The sequence below is a fragment of the Fictibacillus sp. S7 genome (assembly GCF_004127935.1).
Lineage (GTDB): Bacteria > Bacillota > Bacilli > Bacillales > Fictibacillaceae > Fictibacillus_C > Fictibacillus_C enclensis.
Genome location: NZ_QJKL01000001.1, coordinates 907,860 through 927,610, shown reverse-complemented (window position 1 = coordinate 927,610; position 19,751 = coordinate 907,860). Strand labels below are relative to the sequence as shown.

16 protein-coding genes and 1 other annotated feature are annotated in these 19,751 nt (G+C 44.7%); of the genes, 12 read left to right on the top strand and 4 right to left on the bottom strand.

From position 1 onward, the window contains the following. Positions 1 to 35 precede the first annotated feature (35 nt). Both DMO16_RS04670 and fabL read right to left on the bottom strand, forming a co-directional pair. Positions 36 to 1,634 carry an MDR family MFS transporter gene (locus tag DMO16_RS04670; protein ID WP_129475701.1) on the bottom strand — a complete coding sequence of 533 codons (1,599 nt, stop codon included), beginning with the start codon at positions 1,632 to 1,634 and terminating at the stop codon, positions 36 to 38. A gap of 179 nt (positions 1,635 to 1,813) precedes the next feature. Beyond that, a complete protein-coding gene (gene fabL / locus DMO16_RS04665) occupies positions 1,814 to 2,566 on the bottom strand; it encodes an enoyl-[acyl-carrier-protein] reductase FabL (RefSeq protein ID WP_129475699.1) in 753 nt (250 codons plus the stop codon). Positions 2,567 to 2,732: 166 nt separating this feature from the next. Between fabL and DMO16_RS04660 the strand changes: the two genes are divergently transcribed. Both DMO16_RS04660 and DMO16_RS04655 read left to right on the top strand, forming a co-directional pair. Then, entirely contained in the window at positions 2,733 to 3,623 is an 891-nt protein-coding gene (locus tag DMO16_RS04660) for an ATP-binding protein (RefSeq protein ID WP_129475697.1), read from the top strand. A gap of 77 nt (positions 3,624 to 3,700) precedes the next feature. Continuing rightward, positions 3,701 to 5,590 (top strand): vWA domain-containing protein, encoded by a 1,890-nt coding sequence (locus tag DMO16_RS04655; RefSeq protein WP_129475695.1) that lies wholly within the window; start codon positions 3,701 to 3,703, stop codon positions 5,588 to 5,590. Between the two features lie 19 nt (positions 5,591 to 5,609). Here DMO16_RS04655 and DMO16_RS04650 read toward each other — a convergent pair whose 3' ends face one another. After that, positions 5,610 to 6,977 (bottom strand): MATE family efflux transporter, encoded by a 1,368-nt coding sequence (locus tag DMO16_RS04650; protein WP_061969975.1) that lies wholly within the window; start codon positions 6,975 to 6,977, stop codon positions 5,610 to 5,612. 120 nt (positions 6,978 to 7,097) lie between these two features. Next, the gene (locus tag DMO16_RS04645; RefSeq protein ID WP_061969978.1) at positions 7,098 to 8,174 is read right to left on the bottom strand and encodes a bifunctional 3-deoxy-7-phosphoheptulonate synthase/chorismate mutase; all 1,077 of its coding nucleotides are present in this window, start codon (positions 8,172 to 8,174) and stop codon (positions 7,098 to 7,100) included. A gap of 267 nt (positions 8,175 to 8,441) precedes the next feature. After that, positions 8,442 to 8,673 (top strand) — a binding site (T-box leader). A 58-nt stretch (positions 8,674 to 8,731) separates the two neighbouring features. Between DMO16_RS04645 and aroC the strand changes: the two genes are divergently transcribed. The 10 genes from aroC to DMO16_RS04595 all read left to right on the top strand — a co-directional run bounded on the left by aroC (position 8,732) and on the right by DMO16_RS04595 (position 19,631). Further along, positions 8,732 to 9,901, top strand: coding sequence for a chorismate synthase (gene aroC / locus DMO16_RS04640; protein WP_129475693.1), 1,170 nt, complete (start codon positions 8,732 to 8,734; stop codon positions 9,899 to 9,901). Beyond that, positions 9,901 to 10,995, top strand: coding sequence for a 3-dehydroquinate synthase (gene aroB / locus DMO16_RS04635; protein WP_129475691.1), 1,095 nt, complete (start codon positions 9,901 to 9,903; stop codon positions 10,993 to 10,995). Before aroC ends, aroB begins: the two co-directional genes overlap by 1 nt. Before the next feature lie 2 nt (positions 10,996 to 10,997). After that, positions 10,998 to 12,098, top strand: a complete 1,101-nt coding sequence (locus DMO16_RS04630) for a prephenate dehydrogenase (protein WP_129475689.1) — start codon at positions 10,998 to 11,000, stop codon at positions 12,096 to 12,098. A gap of 19 nt (positions 12,099 to 12,117) precedes the next feature. After that, positions 12,118 to 13,416: a 3-phosphoshikimate 1-carboxyvinyltransferase gene (gene aroA, locus DMO16_RS04625; RefSeq protein WP_129475686.1), complete on the top strand. Its 1,299-nt coding sequence runs from the start codon at positions 12,118 to 12,120 to the stop codon at positions 13,414 to 13,416. Positions 13,417 to 13,587: 171 nt separating this feature from the next. Further along, positions 13,588 to 15,207: an ABC-F family ATP-binding cassette domain-containing protein gene (locus tag DMO16_RS04620; protein WP_061969992.1), complete on the top strand. Its 1,620-nt coding sequence runs from the start codon at positions 13,588 to 13,590 to the stop codon at positions 15,205 to 15,207. A gap of 220 nt (positions 15,208 to 15,427) precedes the next feature. Beyond that, positions 15,428 to 16,147 (top strand): 5-oxoprolinase subunit PxpB, encoded by a 720-nt coding sequence (pxpB, locus tag DMO16_RS04615; protein WP_129475684.1) that lies wholly within the window; start codon positions 15,428 to 15,430, stop codon positions 16,145 to 16,147. After that, positions 16,131 to 17,099 (top strand): biotin-dependent carboxyltransferase family protein, encoded by a 969-nt coding sequence (locus tag DMO16_RS04610; RefSeq protein WP_129475682.1) that lies wholly within the window; start codon positions 16,131 to 16,133, stop codon positions 17,097 to 17,099. Before pxpB ends, DMO16_RS04610 begins: the two co-directional genes overlap by 17 nt. A gap of 4 nt (positions 17,100 to 17,103) precedes the next feature. Then, entirely contained in the window at positions 17,104 to 17,862 is a 759-nt protein-coding gene (locus DMO16_RS04605) for a LamB/YcsF family protein (protein WP_129475679.1), read from the top strand. Further along, complete coding sequence (locus DMO16_RS04600) at positions 17,859 to 19,052, top strand: NRAMP family divalent metal transporter (RefSeq protein ID WP_241840455.1); 1,194 nt, start codon at positions 17,859 to 17,861, stop codon at positions 19,050 to 19,052. The genes DMO16_RS04605 and DMO16_RS04600 overlap by 4 nt, the downstream gene beginning before the upstream one ends. Positions 19,053 to 19,064: 12 nt before the next feature. Beyond that, positions 19,065 to 19,631, top strand: a complete 567-nt coding sequence (locus tag DMO16_RS04595) for a thioredoxin family protein (protein WP_129475675.1) — start codon at positions 19,065 to 19,067, stop codon at positions 19,629 to 19,631. The last annotated feature ends 120 nt before the right edge of the window (positions 19,632 to 19,751 follow it).

Below are 19,751 nucleotides of genomic sequence, written 5' to 3'. Positions count from 1 at the left end.
GACATGAAGCGAAAATAGCTTCATGTCTTTTGGTTTTAGAGTTCTCCTGCAGCTTGATCCGCCAAAGGAACCGTTGTTTCCTGTTGGGTAGGTTCATTTTTAATACGGCGGCTGCCTACAGAAAGGGCTACAATAATACCTGCCCCGATGAATATAAGGCCGGTCATAAAGACGGTCGTAAACGAACTGCTCCAAGCCGTTTGAATGGAATGGATCACCGTACCTTTAATTGAACCGGGAAGTTTAAGCATATCTGGATGAATTAGAAGGCTGAACAAAGCATCTGTTTTATCTGCGAGTTTTTGGAAAATGCCTTGAAGCATCGGATTACTCTGTTGTTCTACTACATCTTTCATGTTGGTTTCCAGAGAGTGGTTCATAACGACATTCAAGACAGTAATGCCGATTGTACCGCCAATGGAACGGAAGAAGGTGGATGCCGATGTAACAGCACCGAGTTTCGTTTTCGGAAATTCATTCTGTATGGCAATCATAAGGGTAGGCATAACAAGACCCATGCCGAATCCCATGATAACCATATAAGCATAAGCTGTAATTTCTTTAGATTCCACGCTCATTGTGCTCATCAAGTAAAATCCGAATGCTGTAATCAGCATACCTGCTGTCAATACAGTCCGGTATGGGAGTTTCAACAAAAGTCTTCCCCCAACGATACTTGCAAGGATAAGGGAGATCATCATTGGCGTCATGGTGGACCCAGCCTGCGTAGGTGTCACACCCAAAATGCCCTGCATGAACATTGGAACGAACATAATCGCACCAAACATTCCAAGCCCCAGCAAAAAGCCTAATGCATTCGTTGCAGCAAACACACGGTTTTTGAACAAAGTCAGATCAAGTACAGGTTCTTTTGCTTTTCTCTCCGCGAACCCAAAAACGATCATCAGCAGGATCGATGAACCAAAGATTAAAGCACTTTCGAGCGATCCCCATTCAAATTTATCTCCACCAAAAGTGAGGCCGAGCAACAACAGAACGATAGCCGGGATCAGAGTGATAATGCCCCAGTAGTCGATATTGACTTCGTTTTTTGGCCGAACCATTTCGTGTTTCATTCCAATAAAGATTAAAATAGCGGATAACAAGCCAAATGGCACGTTAATCAGGAAAATCCAGTGCCAACTGATGGTATCCACCAAGAATCCACCAATAAATGGGCCAATGACAGAGCTTAAACCAAAAATGGCACCGAAGACACCCTGCCACTTTGCACGCTGCTCGGCAGTGAAAATATCACCAATGATAGTTTGGGAAAGCGGCATGATCATACCGCCACCAAGACCTTGAAGACCACGGTAAATAATTAATTCTTCCATGGAGCTGGCGGTCGCACAAAGGGCGGATCCAATGACGAAAATGACCGAACCGATTAAATAAAGCAACCGGCGTCCATAAAGGTCGGAAAGCTTACCTACAATCGGAATAATAGTGGTGGACGTAATAAGGTAAGCGGTAGTGACCCAGGCGAATATGGAAAAACCGTTCAATTCACCAATGATGGTCGGCATAGCAGTACCGACCACAGTTTGTTCCATGGCACTAAAAAACATACCAATAACGAGGCCCAAGAGGACCATATTACGGTTGATAGAGGGGGTTAATTCATTGTTCATATAGCGTCTCCTATCTTTTATTAAATGAATGCATCACAAAAATGACCCACTGGTCAGTGGGCGAATGCATAACTTATATTATTAATACTTTCCTATTATATTCCTGAAATGACCGGTCAGTCAATCCTTTTTTAAAAAAGAAAAACGCCCCTCTAAACAGGAGCGTTTTTGATACTTTTTTACGCTAAAAGGGACAGCCCGCCATCCACAATAATGGTTTGACCCCTGATCATGCTTGCAGCAGGGGTGCATAAAAAATACACGGTTTCCGCAAGATCTGCCGGCTCAACAATGCGGCCCGCTGGATTCTTTTGTTTCGCTTCGTCCAATAATTCCTCGCGGTTGGGGAAATGCTTTAATGCATCTGTATCAACCGCACCGCCGGAAACGGCATTAACCACAATGTTCATGGAAGCCAATTCTACCGCCAAATAACGGGTGATTGCTTCAACAGAGGCTTTGGACACCCCGACAGCAACGTAATTTGGAAGGGCTCTGATGGAACCAAGGCTGGAGAGGGCCACGATGGCTCCTGAACCCGTTTTCTCCATCAGTTTTGCTGCTTGCTGGGCAGCAAACAGGTATGCTTTTGCATTAATATCCTGTGTCCAGTCCCAATGGGATTCTTCGATTTCCATAAGAGGGCGCAAGACACCGGAAGCCGCATTGTTGATGAAGACGTCCAAACGGCCAAATGAATGGTCCACTTCCGCAAACAAAGCTTTAATTTGTTCCAGGTCACCTACATTTGCTTTTACAATATGAACGGTAATTCCGTATTTTTCTTCAAATTCTTGCTTCGTTTGTTCAGCATCTTTCTTTTTTCTCATAAAATTCAAGACAAGATTGTATCCTTCAGCCGCAAACTTTGATGCGATCGCCTTGCCGATGCCTCTTGTTCCGCCTGTGACTAGAGCTACTTTTTTACTCAAAAAAACACGTCCTTTACGTCATTTAGCACTTGGTACTAATTCTAAATTCTAAAGAGATTCAAGGGTAATGTCAATGCGAGGGAAAACCAAGTATTTGAAAGGACATGGGAAGAGAGATACTATATAATAGGTGTTTACAGTTTATATGGATGAAAGGATTTTTCCCATGAGTATAGATGCTTTGAATTTGCCAAATGGATTATTGGAAAAGCTGAAAAATTTCAGAAACAATCTTCTAAACCGAACAAGTGATTATCAGCATTTGATCGGGAACAAAGGGTATACCTCAGAAAATCAGGAGATCGTAAGTGACGCCGTCATCGCACTTCTGATGGGTAAAAATGTCTTGTTAAAAGGGCCAACCGGTTCAGGAAAAACGAAGCTCGCAGAGTATTTATCATTTCTCTTTCAGCAGCCACTCCACTCGATCAACTGTTCAGTGGATCTTGATGCGGAAGCATTGCTTGGCCACAAGACGATCACCTATGAAAATGGCCATTCTGAAATTGAATTTATACCAGGGCCGGTGACAAAGGCTGCGGTAAACGGCCACTTTTTATATATTGATGAAATTAACGTTTCCAAGCCGGAAACCCTGCCGATCCTGAATGGGATTCTGGATTACCGGAGAACGGTGACCAATCCGTTTACCGGCGAACTGCTCAAAGCGTCTGAAGGCTTCAACGTCATTGCTGCCATTAATGAAGGGTATATTGGCACCGTTCCATTAAATGAAGCGTTAAAAAACCGGTTTGTAGTGATTGAAGTGCCGTATATACAGGGAGATACACTGTATGAGATGCTTCTCAACCAGTCTGAGCAGAAGGATGAAGAATTATTAAAGTCATTTGTTCAGTTTTCTGCTGATTTGGTTCAGCAAACCAGCACCGGCCAGCTGTCGGAGGATGCAGCATCCATCCGGGCGTTGCTTGATGCCGCAGATCTTTCTGCATATATGCCTCCAAAACGTGCCATACAAAGAGCGGTTACCGATAAATTGGAGGATCAACGGGAAAGGACACTGATCCACAACATCGCCGACACTCTTTTTCTTTAGTTCATTGACCAGTTGGCTGGAGTGGAAGGTGCGAGACTCCAGAAAACTCCGACAGCGTAAAAAGGAGGTGTAACCACATGAAGTTTTTATCGTTTGCAGATACCAATATTGACGCTTTTCTTCATATGCAGCTTATAGACTTGGCGAAAACCTTATCAAGAGATCCAAAGCTGGAGGTTGAGTTTTCGTATCATTCCTACTTAAATAAATCTGGCCACTTCATCCATGTCAGCCAGTTTTGGATGACATATCCTGGACCGGTCCAGCTTCAAGGGTTAAAAAGTGAAGTGTATTTGCGCAGCTTTGGAAACTTTTATTTCAGTGATCTCCGAGTGTTACAAGAAGTACTTCAGTCGTTTAAACAGGAAAAACATCATCAGTTTTTAAAGCATCTTCTGCTTTTTTCTGAAGATTACCGGCTCGAGAAGGAATGCATTGCAAGAAGGCCGGGAATGGCGGTTTCTTTTTCCGAACGAAAAAAGGTTCTTCTCACGTACTTTCAACGGCAGCTGCGCCAGCACCTCCAGCAAAGAAAGTGGCTTGACGCTTTTTTCTGCAGTATCTTTTTACTGGCCAATCACCGCCTTGTGCAGCTGAATTCTCCCCTGAGCGGGTTTTATGACAAAATTCGTGCGCCGCTCCTTCAGTTGAATAAAGCAAACAGCACCAAGGAAATCGCAGAGATCATGCAGGTGATACAAAAAATTCTTCGGGAATGGGATATTAAGGATATGATAACTTCCTATTTATCCTTTTATGAATCCACAACGGCTACGTTCAAGGACCTTACGAGAGAAAACGAAGTTAAAGCTCCACACACCATGGAAACGGAAGAAGAAACGGACGGGCAAGACACCGAGCATGAGGAAATGCCAAGCTGGCATGAGGAAACCTCGTCACCGACGGATTCATTTCTGCAATTTGACCTGGATCAGGGTACATCAACTGACTTACTCGGCGAAGGAGGAAGAAGGGCTGAAGACGGAGACCAGGCATTTGGTGCGGTACAGGCCGGAGCAAAACAGTCGAAAGGCAACGATTTTTCCGCTGAAATGGACGCCGGATTGAATGAAAAGGGAAGCTCTCCCGGAAAGGAAGTATTTCCTTATGGAGAGATGAACCGGTGTGCAGTTGAGAAAAAGGTGGAGACCAGATTCCCGACTCCTCTGGAATTGAAAAAATACCTGGAAATCAAATCAGCCGTTCAGCCTTCGATCAGCTTATTGAAGCAAAGTTTCCTGAAAACGATTGAACACAAAAAGAATGTACCTAATCAGGATCTGCATTTTGGGCGCTTGAGCAAGAAACTGACGCGGCTGTTGACGGATAAAAACCCGCGCTTGTTTTATAAAAAAATGGAATCGCCGCAAGAGCTCGATGCCGTGTTTACCTTGCTGGTCGATTGTTCCGCCTCCATGTTTGACAAAATGGATGAAACTCACCAAGCGATTGTTTTGTTCCATGAAACCTTGAAAGCTGTCAGGATCCCACATTCAATTGTTGGGTTTTGGGAGGATGCTGCAGATGCTAAAAAAGACAGTCAGCCCAATTATTTTCAAGAAGTTATTTCATTCAATCATTCGTTAAAAAATCAATATGGTCCGGAAATTCTGCAGCTGGAGCCTCAGGAAGACAACCGGGATGGCTACTCGATCCGGAAAAAAGCTGAGGATTTGCTAAGGCGCAAGGAAAAACAAAAATTTTTGCTTGTTTTTTCCGATGGAGAACCTGCAGCATTTGATTATGAAAACCTTGGCATACTTGACACCCATGAAGCGGTTACGCAAACTCGCAAGCTCGGAATCGAGATTCTTGGCATGTACATTTCCAATGGAAAAGTAACAGAGGAAGCTCAAAATCTGATGAAAAATATATATGGCAGCCACCAGGTTGTCGTACCGAGTGCAGCGGAATTGGTTAGCTATTTAGTGCCTGTGCTGAGGAAGTTGCTGTTTAAATTATCGTAATTCATACAAAAAGACAGATTCATTGTGCTGATGAAACTGTCTTTTTTGTTTGTTTTTTTTGAATATAGGCCATTCTCAAATAGAGCAGGATCGCGCCCATCGCCAGTCCGGAGATCAAACCGACCCAATAGCCAAACGCAGCTAGAGAGGTGGAGGTTGCAAGAATATAGCCCACAGGCAGCCCGATCACCCAATATGAAATCAAGGATAAAACGAGGGTGACATTCACATCTTTATATCCGCGCAGTGCGCCTTGGATGGGAGCGGCTATCGCGTCCGACAATTGAAAGAACACCGCGTACAGCAAGAAATGTTTCGTTAGGGAGATCACTGAAGGATCACTTGAATACAGTCCCGCAACCTGTTCACGGCAAAGCAAAAGGCCGCCCGCACAGAGAAGGGCCAATATCACTGCAGTGCCCATCCCGAGATAACTGTATTGCTTCGCATCGGAATAACGTTTTGCGCCAATCTCATAACCAACAGCGATCGTTAGGGCGAACGATATGCTGAGGGGCAGCATGTAAAGAAATGACGCAAAGTTAATGGCCGATTGATGAGCTGCGATTGTCGCTGTGCTGAAAGAACTCATAAGCAACGTCACCGCGGCGAAGATGCTGGTTTCAAAAAAGATGGCAAAACCGATGGGAATGCCAATTTTCAGCTGTTCCTTCCAGGCGTGGATTGATACGGCCGGAAAGCGGTGAAAAACATGGTAGAGGGAAAATGGTTCCACTCTATGAATGATTATAAATGTTATAACAGCGATGAACCAATAGGTAATGCTTGTGGCATAACCTGCTCCAATTCCCCCAAGCTCCGGAAATCCCCATTTCCCAAAGATAAGGAGATAATTGAAAAGCGCATTGACCGGGAGAGCGGCGACGGTCACAAACATGGACACCCGGGTTCTTCCGAGAGCATCAATGAATGATCTGAGAACATTGTATAAAAAGAGAGGAATGATGCCCGTTGACAACGCGATTAAATATCCTCTTGCCACATCACTGACTGTTGAATCAAGATGCATGGCGTGAAGAAGGGGATCGAGAACAAAGTATCCCGCCAGTATGACGGCAACCGCCAAAGCAAGCCCCAAATAAAGGCTTTGTATCACCGCTCCTGGAACGCTGTCCTTTTTTCCAGCACCATTAAACTGTGAAACAATGGGGGTCAGAGCCATTAAAATCCCGCTTAAACCTGTAAAAACAGGTACCCAAATACTCGATCCGATCGCGACCCCGGCGAGCTGTGCCGCTCCTGAATGGCCGGACATTACGGTATCCAAAAAATTCATGGCATAAATGCCAAGCTGGGTAATTAAAACTGGGAAAACCAATCGGCAAAAAAGTAACGCTTTTTGTTGAAGTGTTTGTGTTTTTTCCATAAGTTAGATCCTTTTCCTTTTCGTGCAATAAGGAAAGTATACCACAGGAAAAGGGGGGAAGGGGTGGTCTCTGGTCTCTGCACACAAAAAGACGGCCCTTGGAGGGACCGTCTTTTTAGGTTAAGATGTGTATACAGCTGCGTGTTTTTTAATTTCGTTCATGAAATCATGGAATTGAGGAATGTTCATCTGCTGCGCAGAGTCTGACAATGCGACGGCAGGATCAGGGTGAACCTCTGCCATTACTCCATCGGCTCCAATAGCAAGGGCCGCTTTTGCTGCAGGAAGCAGGAGATCCTTTCTTCCTGTAGAATGTGTTACATCAACCATTACCGGAAGATGAGTTTCTTGTTTTAGGATCGGTACAGCAGAAATATCAAGCGTATTTCGAGTCGCTTTTTCGTATGTTCGGATTCCACGCTCACAAAGGATGATCTGGTCATTACCTTGAGCCAGGATGTATTCAGCAGCGTACATGAATTCTTCAATAGTGGCTGAAAGTCCGCGCTTTAATAGTACAGGCTTGCGGATGGCGCCGGCAGCTTTCAATAGTTCGAAGTTCTGCATGTTGCGGGCACCGATTTGAACTACATCAACATAGTCGAGCGCTTCTTCCAAGTCGTTAGGGTTCAGAATTTCGCTGATGACAGCAAGATTTTCCTCATCTGCAACCCTGCGCAAAATCTTCAGGCCTTCCATTCCAAGACCCTGGAAATCATATGGAGAGGTACGCGGCTTAAAAGCTCCGCCACGCATGAGGGTTAAGCCCTGATCTTTAAGTGCTTTGGCCACTTGCTTCACTTGTTCGTAGCTTTCAACAGCACAAGGTCCCATCACGAAATGCTGTTCGCCTGTTCCGATTTGCTCTCCTTTAATATTGATAATCGTATCATCCGGTTTCTTTTTACGGGATACCAAGAGTGCTTTGCGGTTGTCATCTTCCTGGAGCTCAAGGCTCGCTTTAAAGATTTGCTTAAAGATATATTGAAGAGTAGAGGTCTCAAATGGTCCTTCATTTCTGGCTTCGATCAGATCCAGCAATTTGCGTTCCCGGACAGGATCAAAACGTTTTACACCTTGCATTTCTTTTAGTTTTCCAATGTCTTTTACAATGGCGGCACGATTGTTCAGCAGACTCAGGATCTGTTCATCGACCGCTTCAATTTCACTTCGTAATTCTTCTAGCTCTTTAGACATTTAAGCTCCTCCTCTTATTTGAAAATCAATCCATGGCTGTTAATAGGGATGGACCCAGCTAATGTTCCGATGCCGTTTAGGCCTTCCGAAAAAAAACAGCTCCGAATAAATTTTATTGAGTATTGTTTGCTACTTTAAAGCATGGCAGTATATCTTGTCAAGGTCTTATTTTCAGATTTTTTTAGAGAAACTGTAAAATTATAAAAATTCCTCTGATCCTCTTTACAATCCGCGTTAACCATGTTAAAACTTGATATAATACAATCTTAAAATGCAATGACAGGCAACAGTAGTATTCTTCTCCCTGTTATAAAGAGAGCTGATGGACGGTGAGAATCAGCACAAAGGAGAATGCGAATTACACCCTCGAGCTTCCTTTTTGAACGGTTGGTTGATCCGACCTATAAAAAAGGACGGTTAATTACCGTTATCCTGAATGAAGAGGTGGATGATGTTTGTCCGCAATGAGGGTGGTACCGCGAATAAATTCGTCCCTGCTATTTTTTTAGCAGGGGCTTTTTTTATATTCCATTAAGAGAAACTGGAGGAAATGTAACATGAGATATCTAACAGCCGGAGAATCACACGGACCACAGCTAACTACCATCCTGGAAGGTGTGCCATCGGGACTGCCTTTAACTGCGCAGGCCATCAATGAAGAACTGTCCCGCAGACAAAAAGGGCACGGCCGCGGCCGCAGGATGCAGATCGAAAAGGACCAGGCCATCATTAACAGCGGCGTGCGCCACGGCTATACGCTGGGATCGCCGATTACACTGGCAGTTGAAAACCGCGATTTCAAACACTGGACGAAAATCATGGGTGCTGAACCCCTTGAAGATGATAGTGAAGAAGTGAAACGCCAAATTACGCGTCCCCGTCCCGGGCATGCTGATTTAAATGGAGCGATTAAATATAATCACCGGGATATGAGAAACGTATTGGAGCGTTCATCCGCAAGGGAAACGACAGTACGAGTAGCAGCCGGAGCTGTCGCGAAACAATTACTAAAAGAGCTGGGTATCCAGGTTGGCGGCCATGTCATCGAGATTGGCGGGGTAGTTGCAGAAAAAATGGACTATGACACTCTTAATGATCTTCAGGAAAGAACGGAAGCATCACCTGTCCGCTGTTTGGATGAAGAAGCAGGCCTTAAGATGATGAAAGCCATTGACGAGGCAAAGGAAAACGGAGATTCGATTGGCGGTATTGTAGAAGTGATTGTTGAAGGGATGCCGATCGGTGTTGGCAGCTATGTTCACTATGACCGTAAATTGGATGCGAAACTTGCCGCTGCTGTGATGAGCATTAATGCTTTTAAAGGAGTGGAAATCGGAATTGGGTTTGAAGCGGCCCATAAGCCAGGAAGCCTTGTCCATGACGAAATCACATGGAACAAAGAAGAGGGCTACTCAAGAAAAACAAACAATGCCGGAGGGTTTGAAGGCGGCATGACAACAGGAATGCCTGTTGTTGTAAGAGGCGTTATGAAGCCCATTCCTACATTATATAAACCTTTGCAAAGTGTGGATATTGATTCCAAGGAGGCTTTTCAGGCAAGCATTGAACGTTCGGACAGCTGCGCTGTTCCTGCTGCCAGCGTTGTGGCAGAAGCCGTTGTCGCCTGGGAACTTGCCGCTGCCGTTGTGGAACAATTTGGCGCTGACAACATCGAGCGAATGAAGGAAAACATCGCACGCCATAACCAGCAGGCGAGTGAGTTTTAATGGAAACCTTGCACGTTGAAACCGAAACAAAGCAATATTCTGTTTTCATTGGACATGAGATTATTACGGATCTTTCTCCTTTTATAAATGAGTTAAGGCCGGCTGTAACAAGTGTTCTTATCCTTTCAGACAAAACGGTCAGATCCCTTTATCTGGATAAAGTCGTTGAAGCTCTCCAAGGCTTGGAACTGCCCGTGCACAACTTTGTTGTACCGAGCGGAGATGGCGAAAAATCATTTTCCAACTATTATAATAGTCTCACGTTTGCGCTGGAAAAAGGGTTGGACAGAAATTCTCTTATATTAGCGCTTGGGGGAGGGATGATTGGCGATCTGGCAGGATTTGTGGCTGGGACGTACATGCGGGGTATCCGATTCATCCAGATCCCAACGACTTTACTTGCCCACGACAGTGCGGTAGGGGGGAAAACAGGGATTAATCATCCGCTCGGCAAAAACATGGTAGGTGTGTTCCACCAGCCGGAAGCGGTCTTTTATTCCATTGATTTTTTGGATTCTTTGCCTCTCACGGAATTGCGTTCCGGTTTTGCAGAAGTCATCAAACATGCATTGATTCAGGATGAAGAATTTTACCATTATTTAAAAGAAGAAATCTCTGACTTATCCGATATCCAGCCGGGAAACCTTTCTTATATTCTAAAAAAGGGAATCTCGATTAAAGCAGAAGTGGTTTCACAGGATGAAAAAGAAAAAGGACTCCGGGCCATTTTAAATTTCGGTCATACACTTGGCCATGCTATTGAGAGTGAATCCGGTTATGGCACAATCTCTCACGGTGATGCTGTGGCGATTGGCATGAGGTTTGCACTGAAACTTAGCGAGGAGCTTGGAAACACAAACCTTCATTATAAAGAGATCTCCAACTGGCTAAAACAGTTCAATTACCCTGGCGTTCCATCCCAACTCGATGCAGAACAGCTGCTCGGCGCCATGAAGAGAGATAAAAAATCAACATCCGGCCAGGTCAAAATGGTGCTGCTTGAAGCGATCGGGCAGCCGTATGTAAAAGAAGTAAATGATTCCATCCTGCTGGACGCATTGCAGAAATTTTTAATGACAGACAAGGAGCAATAACTGTGAAAAAACGGGTACTGCTGATCGGATTGGGCCTTATCGGCGGATCCATTGCCATGGCAGTTAAAAAAGAACACGAATGCATTATTGTTGGACATGACATTTCACGGGATCATGAAAATTTGGCAAAAAGACTGCAGATTGTGGATGAAATCTGCAGCGATCTGGAGAAAGAAGCAACAACTGCTGATCTTATAGTTCTGGCTACTCCAGTGGAGGAAACCGAACGCTTGCTGGATTGGTTTGCTTCTTTTGAAACCCCGCCTAAAGCACTGATTACCGATGTAGGCAGCACTAAGAGCAAAATCATGCAGAAAGCTAACAAGCTGCAAGACAAGGGCATCGATTTTATTGGCGGCCATCCGATGGCGGGTTCACATAAGTCAGGCCCGGGAAGTGCAAAAGCGCATCTGTTTGAGAATGCATTCTACATGATGACTCCAACCCCTTCAACACCGGATGACAAAATCAATGAACTGAAGGAATGGCTAAAAGGTACACATGCCAAATTTATTGTTATGGATGCCGAAAAGCATGATTTACTGACAGGGGTGGTTAGTCATTTTCCACATGTCGTGGCGGCCAGCCTGGTACGCCAGGTTGAGCAATATGCCAATTCTCATGCTCAAATCAATGATTTGGCTGCCGGAGGGTTTAAAGATATTACACGGATTGCTTCGAGCAGCCCGGCCATGTGGAAGGATATTATCAAGCATAATAAAGAAAATATATTGCAGCTGATCGATGAGTGGGCTTACGAAATGGAATACGTCAAAGATTTGGTTAAAAGTGAGAATGATCAGGGTCTTTACAACTATTTTTCAGGTGCAAAAACCTATCGCGATGCCTTGCCGATCAAAGCAAAAGGAGCGATTACTTCCTTTTATGACCTTTATGTTGACATCATTGATGATATTGGAGTGATCTCCCGTGTCACATCAATCCTTGCAGAAAACAAGCTCAGCATTACAAACATTCGTGTCATCGAAGCCAGAGAAGATATTTACGGCGTGCTGAGGATAAGTTTTCAGTCTGAGGACGATCGTCAGTCGGCAAAAGAAAGCTTGGAAGAATTGCAATTTACAACGTACATTGCCATGTAGTAATTAAGGAGGTAAAAACATGTTGAAAACGTTGCGGCCTGTATCAGGTTTACAGGGGACCCTTAAAGTTCCCGGAGATAAATCGATTTCCCACCGTGCAGTTATGTTCGGATCCATAGCTGACGGCACAACAACCGTGAACGGTTTCCTTCCCGGTGATGATTGTCTGAGCACCATCGATTGCTTCCGGAAGATGGGGGTATCCATTGAGCAGAAGGATGATACAGTTAAAATAGAAGGAAAAGGTTTGGACGGTCTGAATGAACCTTCGGATATTCTGGATGTTGGGAACTCAGGCACTACGATTCGCTTAATGCTTGGCATACTTGCCAACACATCTTTTCATTCCTGTCTTACTGGAGATGCTTCAATTGCCAAGCGGCCAATGAAAAGGGTAACCGGGCCATTGCGGGAAACGGGAGCCGTCATTGATGGAAGAGACAATGGGAATTTTGTACCGCTCTCCATCCGTGGTGGAAAAACGAAAGGTTTTCATTATAATTCGCCCGTTGCGAGTGCTCAGGTGAAGTCCGCCGTGCTGTTGTCTGGTTTAAAGGCAGAAGGAACTACTTCTGTAACCGAGCCGCATACCTCAAGGGACCATACCGAGCGCATGTTGAAAGCCTTCGGATGTGAAGTGGAGGTAAGTGGGAAGACCGCAAGCTTGAAGGGTGGCCAAACCCTAAAAGGAACACATATTGAGGTTCCGGGTGATATTTCATCTGCCGCGTTTTTTCTGGTGGCAGGGGCCATTATTCCTAACAGTGAAATAACCTTGAAAAAAGTAGGCATGAATCCCACCAGAACAGGTATTATTGATGTTCTCAAACAAATGGGAGCTGATCTGACCATCTCTGGGCTGTCCGGAATGGATTCAGAGCCCTATGCTGATATTACCGTTCGTACGTCCAAGCTTAATGGAATTGAAATCGGCGGAGAAATTATTCCACGCTTAATCGATGAAATTCCGATCATTGCACTCGCAGCAACCCAAGCTTCCGGCACAACAGTCATTAAGGATGCAGCTGAACTAAAAGTAAAAGAGACCAACCGTATTGACACGGTGGTTAATGAGCTGAAAAAGTTCGGTGCAGATATCACTGCTACAGCCGATGGGATGATTATCAAGAAAACGGAACATCTGCAAGGGGCCGAGACTGACAGTCACGGTGACCACAGAATTGGAATGATGCTGGCAATCGCTGCATGTTTGAGTGCAGGAGAAACGTCACTGCAAAACAGCCACGCCGTTACCGTTTCATACCCCAACTTCTTTGAACAGCTCCAACAGCTGCAAAAGGAAAACATCGAAGTATAATATAATAGTAGAAAAAATTTCAGATTAGCATAAACTGCGGAGGGGTGGATTTCTTCTCCGCTCTTTTTCATGGGAAGAAAAGCAGTTTAAATCCACTTGCACGGTGTATGGCAGAGTATGTTATGATACAATCATTGAGATTATGGAATCAGCGAAGGAGAAGTAAAATTTATGATTACAGTTACTAATGTAGGTCTGAGGTACGGAGACCGAAAATTGTTTGAAGACGTGAATATTAAATTCACACCCGGCAATTGCTATGGTTTAATCGGAGCAAACGGCGCCGGAAAATCCACTTTTATTAAAATTTTGTCCGGTGAAATTGAAGCACAAACCGGTGATGTTCATATAACACCTGGAGAACGCCTGGCCGTTTTGAAGCAAAATCACTTCGAATACGAAGAAAATGAAGTTCTGCAAACGGTCATCATGGGGCATGCCCGATTGTATGAAATCATGCAGGAAAAAGACGCGATCTACATGAAGCCGGATTTCTCCGATGAAGATGGCATTAAAGCGGCAGAGCTTGAGGGAGAATTTGCCGAATTGAACGGCTGGGAAGCGGAATCGGAAGCTGCCATACTCTTAAAAGGACTGGGCATTGGAGAAGATCTTCATTACAAAAAGATGGCTGAGCTTTCAGGCTCGGAAAAAGTGAAAGTCCTTCTTGCACAGGCATTGTTTGGAAAACCTGACATCCTGCTTCTGGATGAGCCGACCAACCACCTGGATCTTCGTGCGATTAAATGGCTCGAAGAGTTTTTAATCAATTTCGAGAACACCGTTATCGTCGTTTCGCATGACCGTCATTTCTTAAATAAAGTTTGTACACATATGGCGGACCTCGACTTTGGCAAAATCCAATTGTATGTGGGCAACTATGATTTCTGGTATGAATCAAGCCAGCTGGCACTGAAAATGGCCCAGGAACAGAACAAAAAGAAAGAAGAAAAAATCAAGGAACTGCAAAACTTTGTGGCACGCTTTAGCGCTAACGCTTCAAAGTCTAAACAGGCCACGTCCAGAAAGAAATTGCTTGAGAAAATTTCTCTTGATGACATTCGTCCATCCACCCGAAAATATCCTTATGTGAATTTTTCAATTGACCGTGAAATCGGAAATGATCTTCTTCGCGTTGAAGGTTTGAGCAAAACCATCGAAGGGGAACAAGTGCTGAACAACGTCAGCTTTACGATGAATAAAGGGGACAAAATTGCATTCACAGGTAAAAACGAAATTGCAGTAACTTCCCTTTTTAAAATTTTGATGGGTGAAATGGAAGCAGACAGTGGAAGCTTTAAATGGGGCGTAACCACTTCACAAGCTTTTTTCCCAAAAGACAACAGCTCTTACTTTGAAAATAACGAACTTAATCTTGTTGACTGGCTCCGCCAATATTCACCAGTTGATCAGTCGGAAAGTTTTTTGCGCGGCTTTTTAGGACGCATGCTGTTTTCCGGCGAAGAAGTGATGAAAAAGGCAAAAGTTCTTTCAGGTGGAGAAAAAGTACGCTGCATGCTGTCCAAAATGATGCTTAGCGGCAGTAATGTGTTGCTGCTCGATGATCCAACCAACCACCTGGATCTGGAATCCATTACGGCGCTGAACAACGGATTGATCAATTATAAAGGGTCGTTGTTGTTCACCTCCCATGACCATCAGTTTGTTCAGACGATCGCCAACCGTATTATTGAAATTACGCCGAACGGTCTTCTTGACAAGCAGATGACATATGATGAATTCCTTGAAAATGATGAACTTCAAAAACAAAGAGAAAAAATGTACCAATAAACAAAGCGGCCGTTCAGGCCGTTTTTGTTTTTTTTACTGGATTGTTTATAAAATAAATAGGGAAAAATAAGGGGAAACACCCTTTTGGAAATAATTTATTACCGGCCGGTGGGGAATAATCGCAGAAGAATTGAATTATTTCCCATTATCAGAATTCTATTGTTTTTTATCGGGTATCTAGGTATAGTGGGGATTAAATGGATTGGGAAAGGATGCTGTAATGTTTCAAAATATTAACTATTTAAGCTTTGGAGAAGCAGGGATTCTCCTGGAATTTGGCTCTGTCATGGACAAGAAGGTGAATCTTCAAATTCATAATACGGCAAAATGGCTGAACGATCATCCGTTTGACGGCTTTATTGAAACGGTTCCTGCCTATACCACGCTGACTGTTTTATATGATCCTATGAAATTTATCCATCCTAATAAGTCAGCGTTTGAACTGGCGGTTGAACAAATCAAAAGAAGGATCGAATCGATGCCGGAAGAAAACGTCACCGTCGGCCGGACCATTGAAATTCCTGTTTGTTATGGCGGTGACTTTGGCCCTGATCTAGAAAACGTAGCAGGGATCAACAGGCTAAGCCAACAGGAAGTCATATCAATACATACTGAGAGAACATATTACGTGTATATGCTTGGTTTTGCACCGGGTTTCCCGTTCCTGGGAGGAATGGCAAAGGAGATCGCAGCTCCTCGCCTATCATCACCGCGGCTGTCCATTCCAAAAGGAAGTGTCGGCATTGCAGGGGAGCAGACCGGCATTTATCCCATTGAAACACCGGGGGGCTGGCAGCTGATCGGCAGAACACCGGCAAGGCTTTTTACACCTGACCTGGAACCTCCTGTTTTGTTACAAGCCGGGGATCAAGTTAAATTTTATGAAATCACGCGAGATGAATACCATGCAAGGGAGGCTGAACATGAGCATCACGATTGATAAACCGGGAATGCTGACAAGCCTTCAGGATTTGGGAAGGTATTCCTATCAGCAATTTGGCGTAATTGCCAGCGGCGCCATGGACCCTTTCGCACATACTGCGGCCAACCTGCTTGTTGGAAATTCCGAAAATGAAGCGACCCTTGAAGCAACCCTTCTGGGACCGCGGATTACGTTTGAAACCGATACCTATATTGCCGTATGCGGAGGGGATCTTACTCCTTCTTTAAATGGCAAACGTATTCAAAACTGGCGGCCTTATAAGGTGAATAAGGATGATGTCCTTGAATTCGGTAAATGTAAATGGGGATGCAGGGCATATATTGCGGTTGCTGGTGGATTCGATACAGAGCTGGTAATGGGGAGCAGGAGCACATACCTTCGTGCAGGTATCGGGGGTTATCAGGGAAGAGCGTTGAAAGAGGGAGACCGGTTGAAAACGGGGTCTTTCAAACCAACATTTCAGCCTGTTTCAGTAAATTGGAAGATGAGCCGGGGCCTGCGAACGGTCTATGAAAATATGGGGCGTATTCGCACGGTAAAAGGCAGGCATTTCGATTACTTTACATTGGAAAGCCAAAAAGCATTTTTTGAAAAAGAATTTATGATCACCACCAAATCAGACAGAATGGGCTATCGTGCAGAAGGGACATCCCTTCAATTGGAGCGGAAAGAAGAAATCTTGTCAGAACCCGTATTGTTTGGCACTGTTCAGGTACCGTCTGAAGGAAACCCTATTATATTGATGGCTGACCGGCAAACAACCGGAGGCTATCCCAAGATTGCACAGACGGCTTTTGTCGATTTGCCCAAGCTGGCACAGGCCAAGCCGGGGGACAGGATCGTATTTCAGGAAATTTCCGAAGAGGAAGCACAGATCAATTACATCATTCAAAAAATACAGCTCAACTACTTGCAGACGGGAATTCGACTCAAAAACAGAGAAGGGTGAGAACATGCAATTTTTGGTGGATATAAACTGTGACATGGGAGAGAGTTTCGGCCGTTATAAAATTGGTCATGATAAAGAAATGATGGAGCATATTTCTTCCGCTAATATTGCCTGTGGTTTTCATGCGGGGGATCCTTCCATCATGAAGGAGACGGTCAGGCTGGCACTGAATAATAACGTGGCAGTTGGCGCCCATCCCGGGCTCCCTGATCTGATTGGTTTTGGCCGCAGGAATTTTTCCCTCACACCTCAGGAAGCTTATGATTATGTACTTTACCAGACAGGTGCATTGCATGCGTTTGTCCAGGCAGAAGGCGGAAGAATCCGCCATGTCAAGCCCCATGGAGCGCTTTATAACATGGCGGCTGTCAATAAAGACCTGGCCAAAGGGATTGCTGATGCTGTCTATAACCTGAATCCTGACATTATTCTTTTCGGACTTGCGGGAAGTGAGCTGATCAATGCGGGTAACGAAGCAGGCCTTCAGACTTGCAGTGAAGTGTTCGCTGACAGAACCTATCAGCCGGACGGCACACTCACTCCGAGAAGCCAGCCCGACAGTTTGCTGACAAACGATGAAGACGCCGTGAACCAGGTCATTAAAATGGTCAAGCAAGGCAAGGTGACCACTCATGCTGGCGATATTTCCATAAAGGCTGAGACCATATGCATTCATGGAGACGGTGAGCACGCACTTTCGTTTGCCGAGAAAATCAATTCAGCTTTTGAGAAAGAAGGCGTTCAACGCATAATTTACGGATGAAACGAGGAAAACAGATGAAACAAAAAAGCAACTGGCAGCTCCTGCTGGGAGCAGCATTCCTGATGGCAACGTCTGCCATCGGACCCGGATTTCTAGTACAAACAACAGTTTTTACTCAATCATTGCTTGCAAGTTTTGGGTTTGTTATTTTAATATCCATTCTTCTTGATATTGGTGCTCAGCTTAATGTTTGGAGAATCATAGCTGTTTCCGAACGTAAGGCCCAGGATATTGCAAATACACTTTTACCGGGCCTGGGTTATTTTATCGCCCTGCTTGTCATGATTGGAGGTTTTGCCTTTAATATCGGTAACGTCGGAGGAGCTGGTCTAGGACTGAACGTTATCTTTGGCGGACTGTCCCCGCAAGCTGGAGCAGCGATCAGCGGAGCAATTGCCATCTCCATCTTTCTGGTGAAGGAAGCGGGCAAAGCGATGGACCGTTTTGCCCTGATTGCAGGTTTTGTCATGGTCGCTCTCACCGTGTATGTAGCCATTGTTTCATCACCGCCGGTCGGTGAAGCGGTGGTTAAAACGTTTGTTCCCGATAAGATTGATATTGCAGCCATCGTTACACTTGTAGGCGGAACAGTCGGAGGCTATATTACGTTTGCCGGCGGACACAGGCTGTTGGACGCTGGTGTCAAGGGAGAAAAAGCTATTGGGGAAGTGAATAAGAGTGCGGTCTCAGCCATCGGTATTGCTTCCATCATGCGTATTTTTCTTTTCCTGGCGGCACTCGGTGTGATTGCAAGTGGCGTAACCCTGGATCCCGGTAATCCTCCTGCATCGGTCTTTAAGCATGCAGCGGGAAATATCGGCTATAAAATATTCGGTATTGTCATGTGGTCGGCGGCTGTTACCTCCATTGTTGGTGCTGCGTACACGTCAGTATCTTTTATCCGGTCATTTCATCCAAAGCTTGAAAAGTACGGTAACCTGCTCATTGTAGTTTTTATTCTTTTATCCACGATTATCTTCATCCAAGTCGGGAATCCAGTAAAATTACTTGTGTTCGTCGGCGCCTTAAACGGTTTGATTCTTCCGATTACTCTTGGAGTGATGCTGGTTGCCGCTTATAATAAAAATATCGTCGGTTCTTACAAACATCCCCTGTGGATGACGCTTGTTGGCGCTGTTATATCCATTGGGATGGCAGTGATGGGCGTCATGGCATTTTTGAAACTGTAGAGGTGATACCGGATGAAAAGCTTAAACGAGTGGTTTCAGGAAGGTTTAACGAAAGAAGAATATGTGGATAGCATGACCGTCAACAAGGAGGAACTGCAGTCCATATATAACCGCTTTACACTTTCCGAGGAAGACAAGGATTTTTACCAGACACTTCCGAAGCTAGAGCTCAAGGCTGTTGTTCTTACGGCGGACTGGTGTGGGGATGCGATGCTCTGTGTACCCATCATTGAACGGATTGCCGAGTATGCCGGAATTGAATTGAAATATTTAATTAGAGATGAAAACTTGGAGCTGATGGATCAGTATTTGACGAATGGGACGTCGCGCGCCATTCCAAAGTTTATCTTTATGGATCAGGATGGGAACGAAAAAGCAGTATGGGGACCAAGAGCGCCAGAGGTGCAAACCCTGATCGAGCAAGAGAGGGGCAACCTTCCTTCCAAAATTGATCCGGCATTTGAACAAAAACAGCAGGAGATGTACAGACGCTTTAAAGAAAAACTGACGAGTGATGAAGACCTTTGGCAATCGGTCAATCACAGCGTTAAAAATGAGTTGGAAAAACTTATAGTTTAATGTAAAAGACAAGGAGCTGCTTAGCAATTTGAGCGGCTTTTTTGTTTGGGCAAAGTATTTTGCCTTTCGATCCGACGGCACTATAATTGAGTAAGAAAAATCTGATAGAGAATAGGGGTT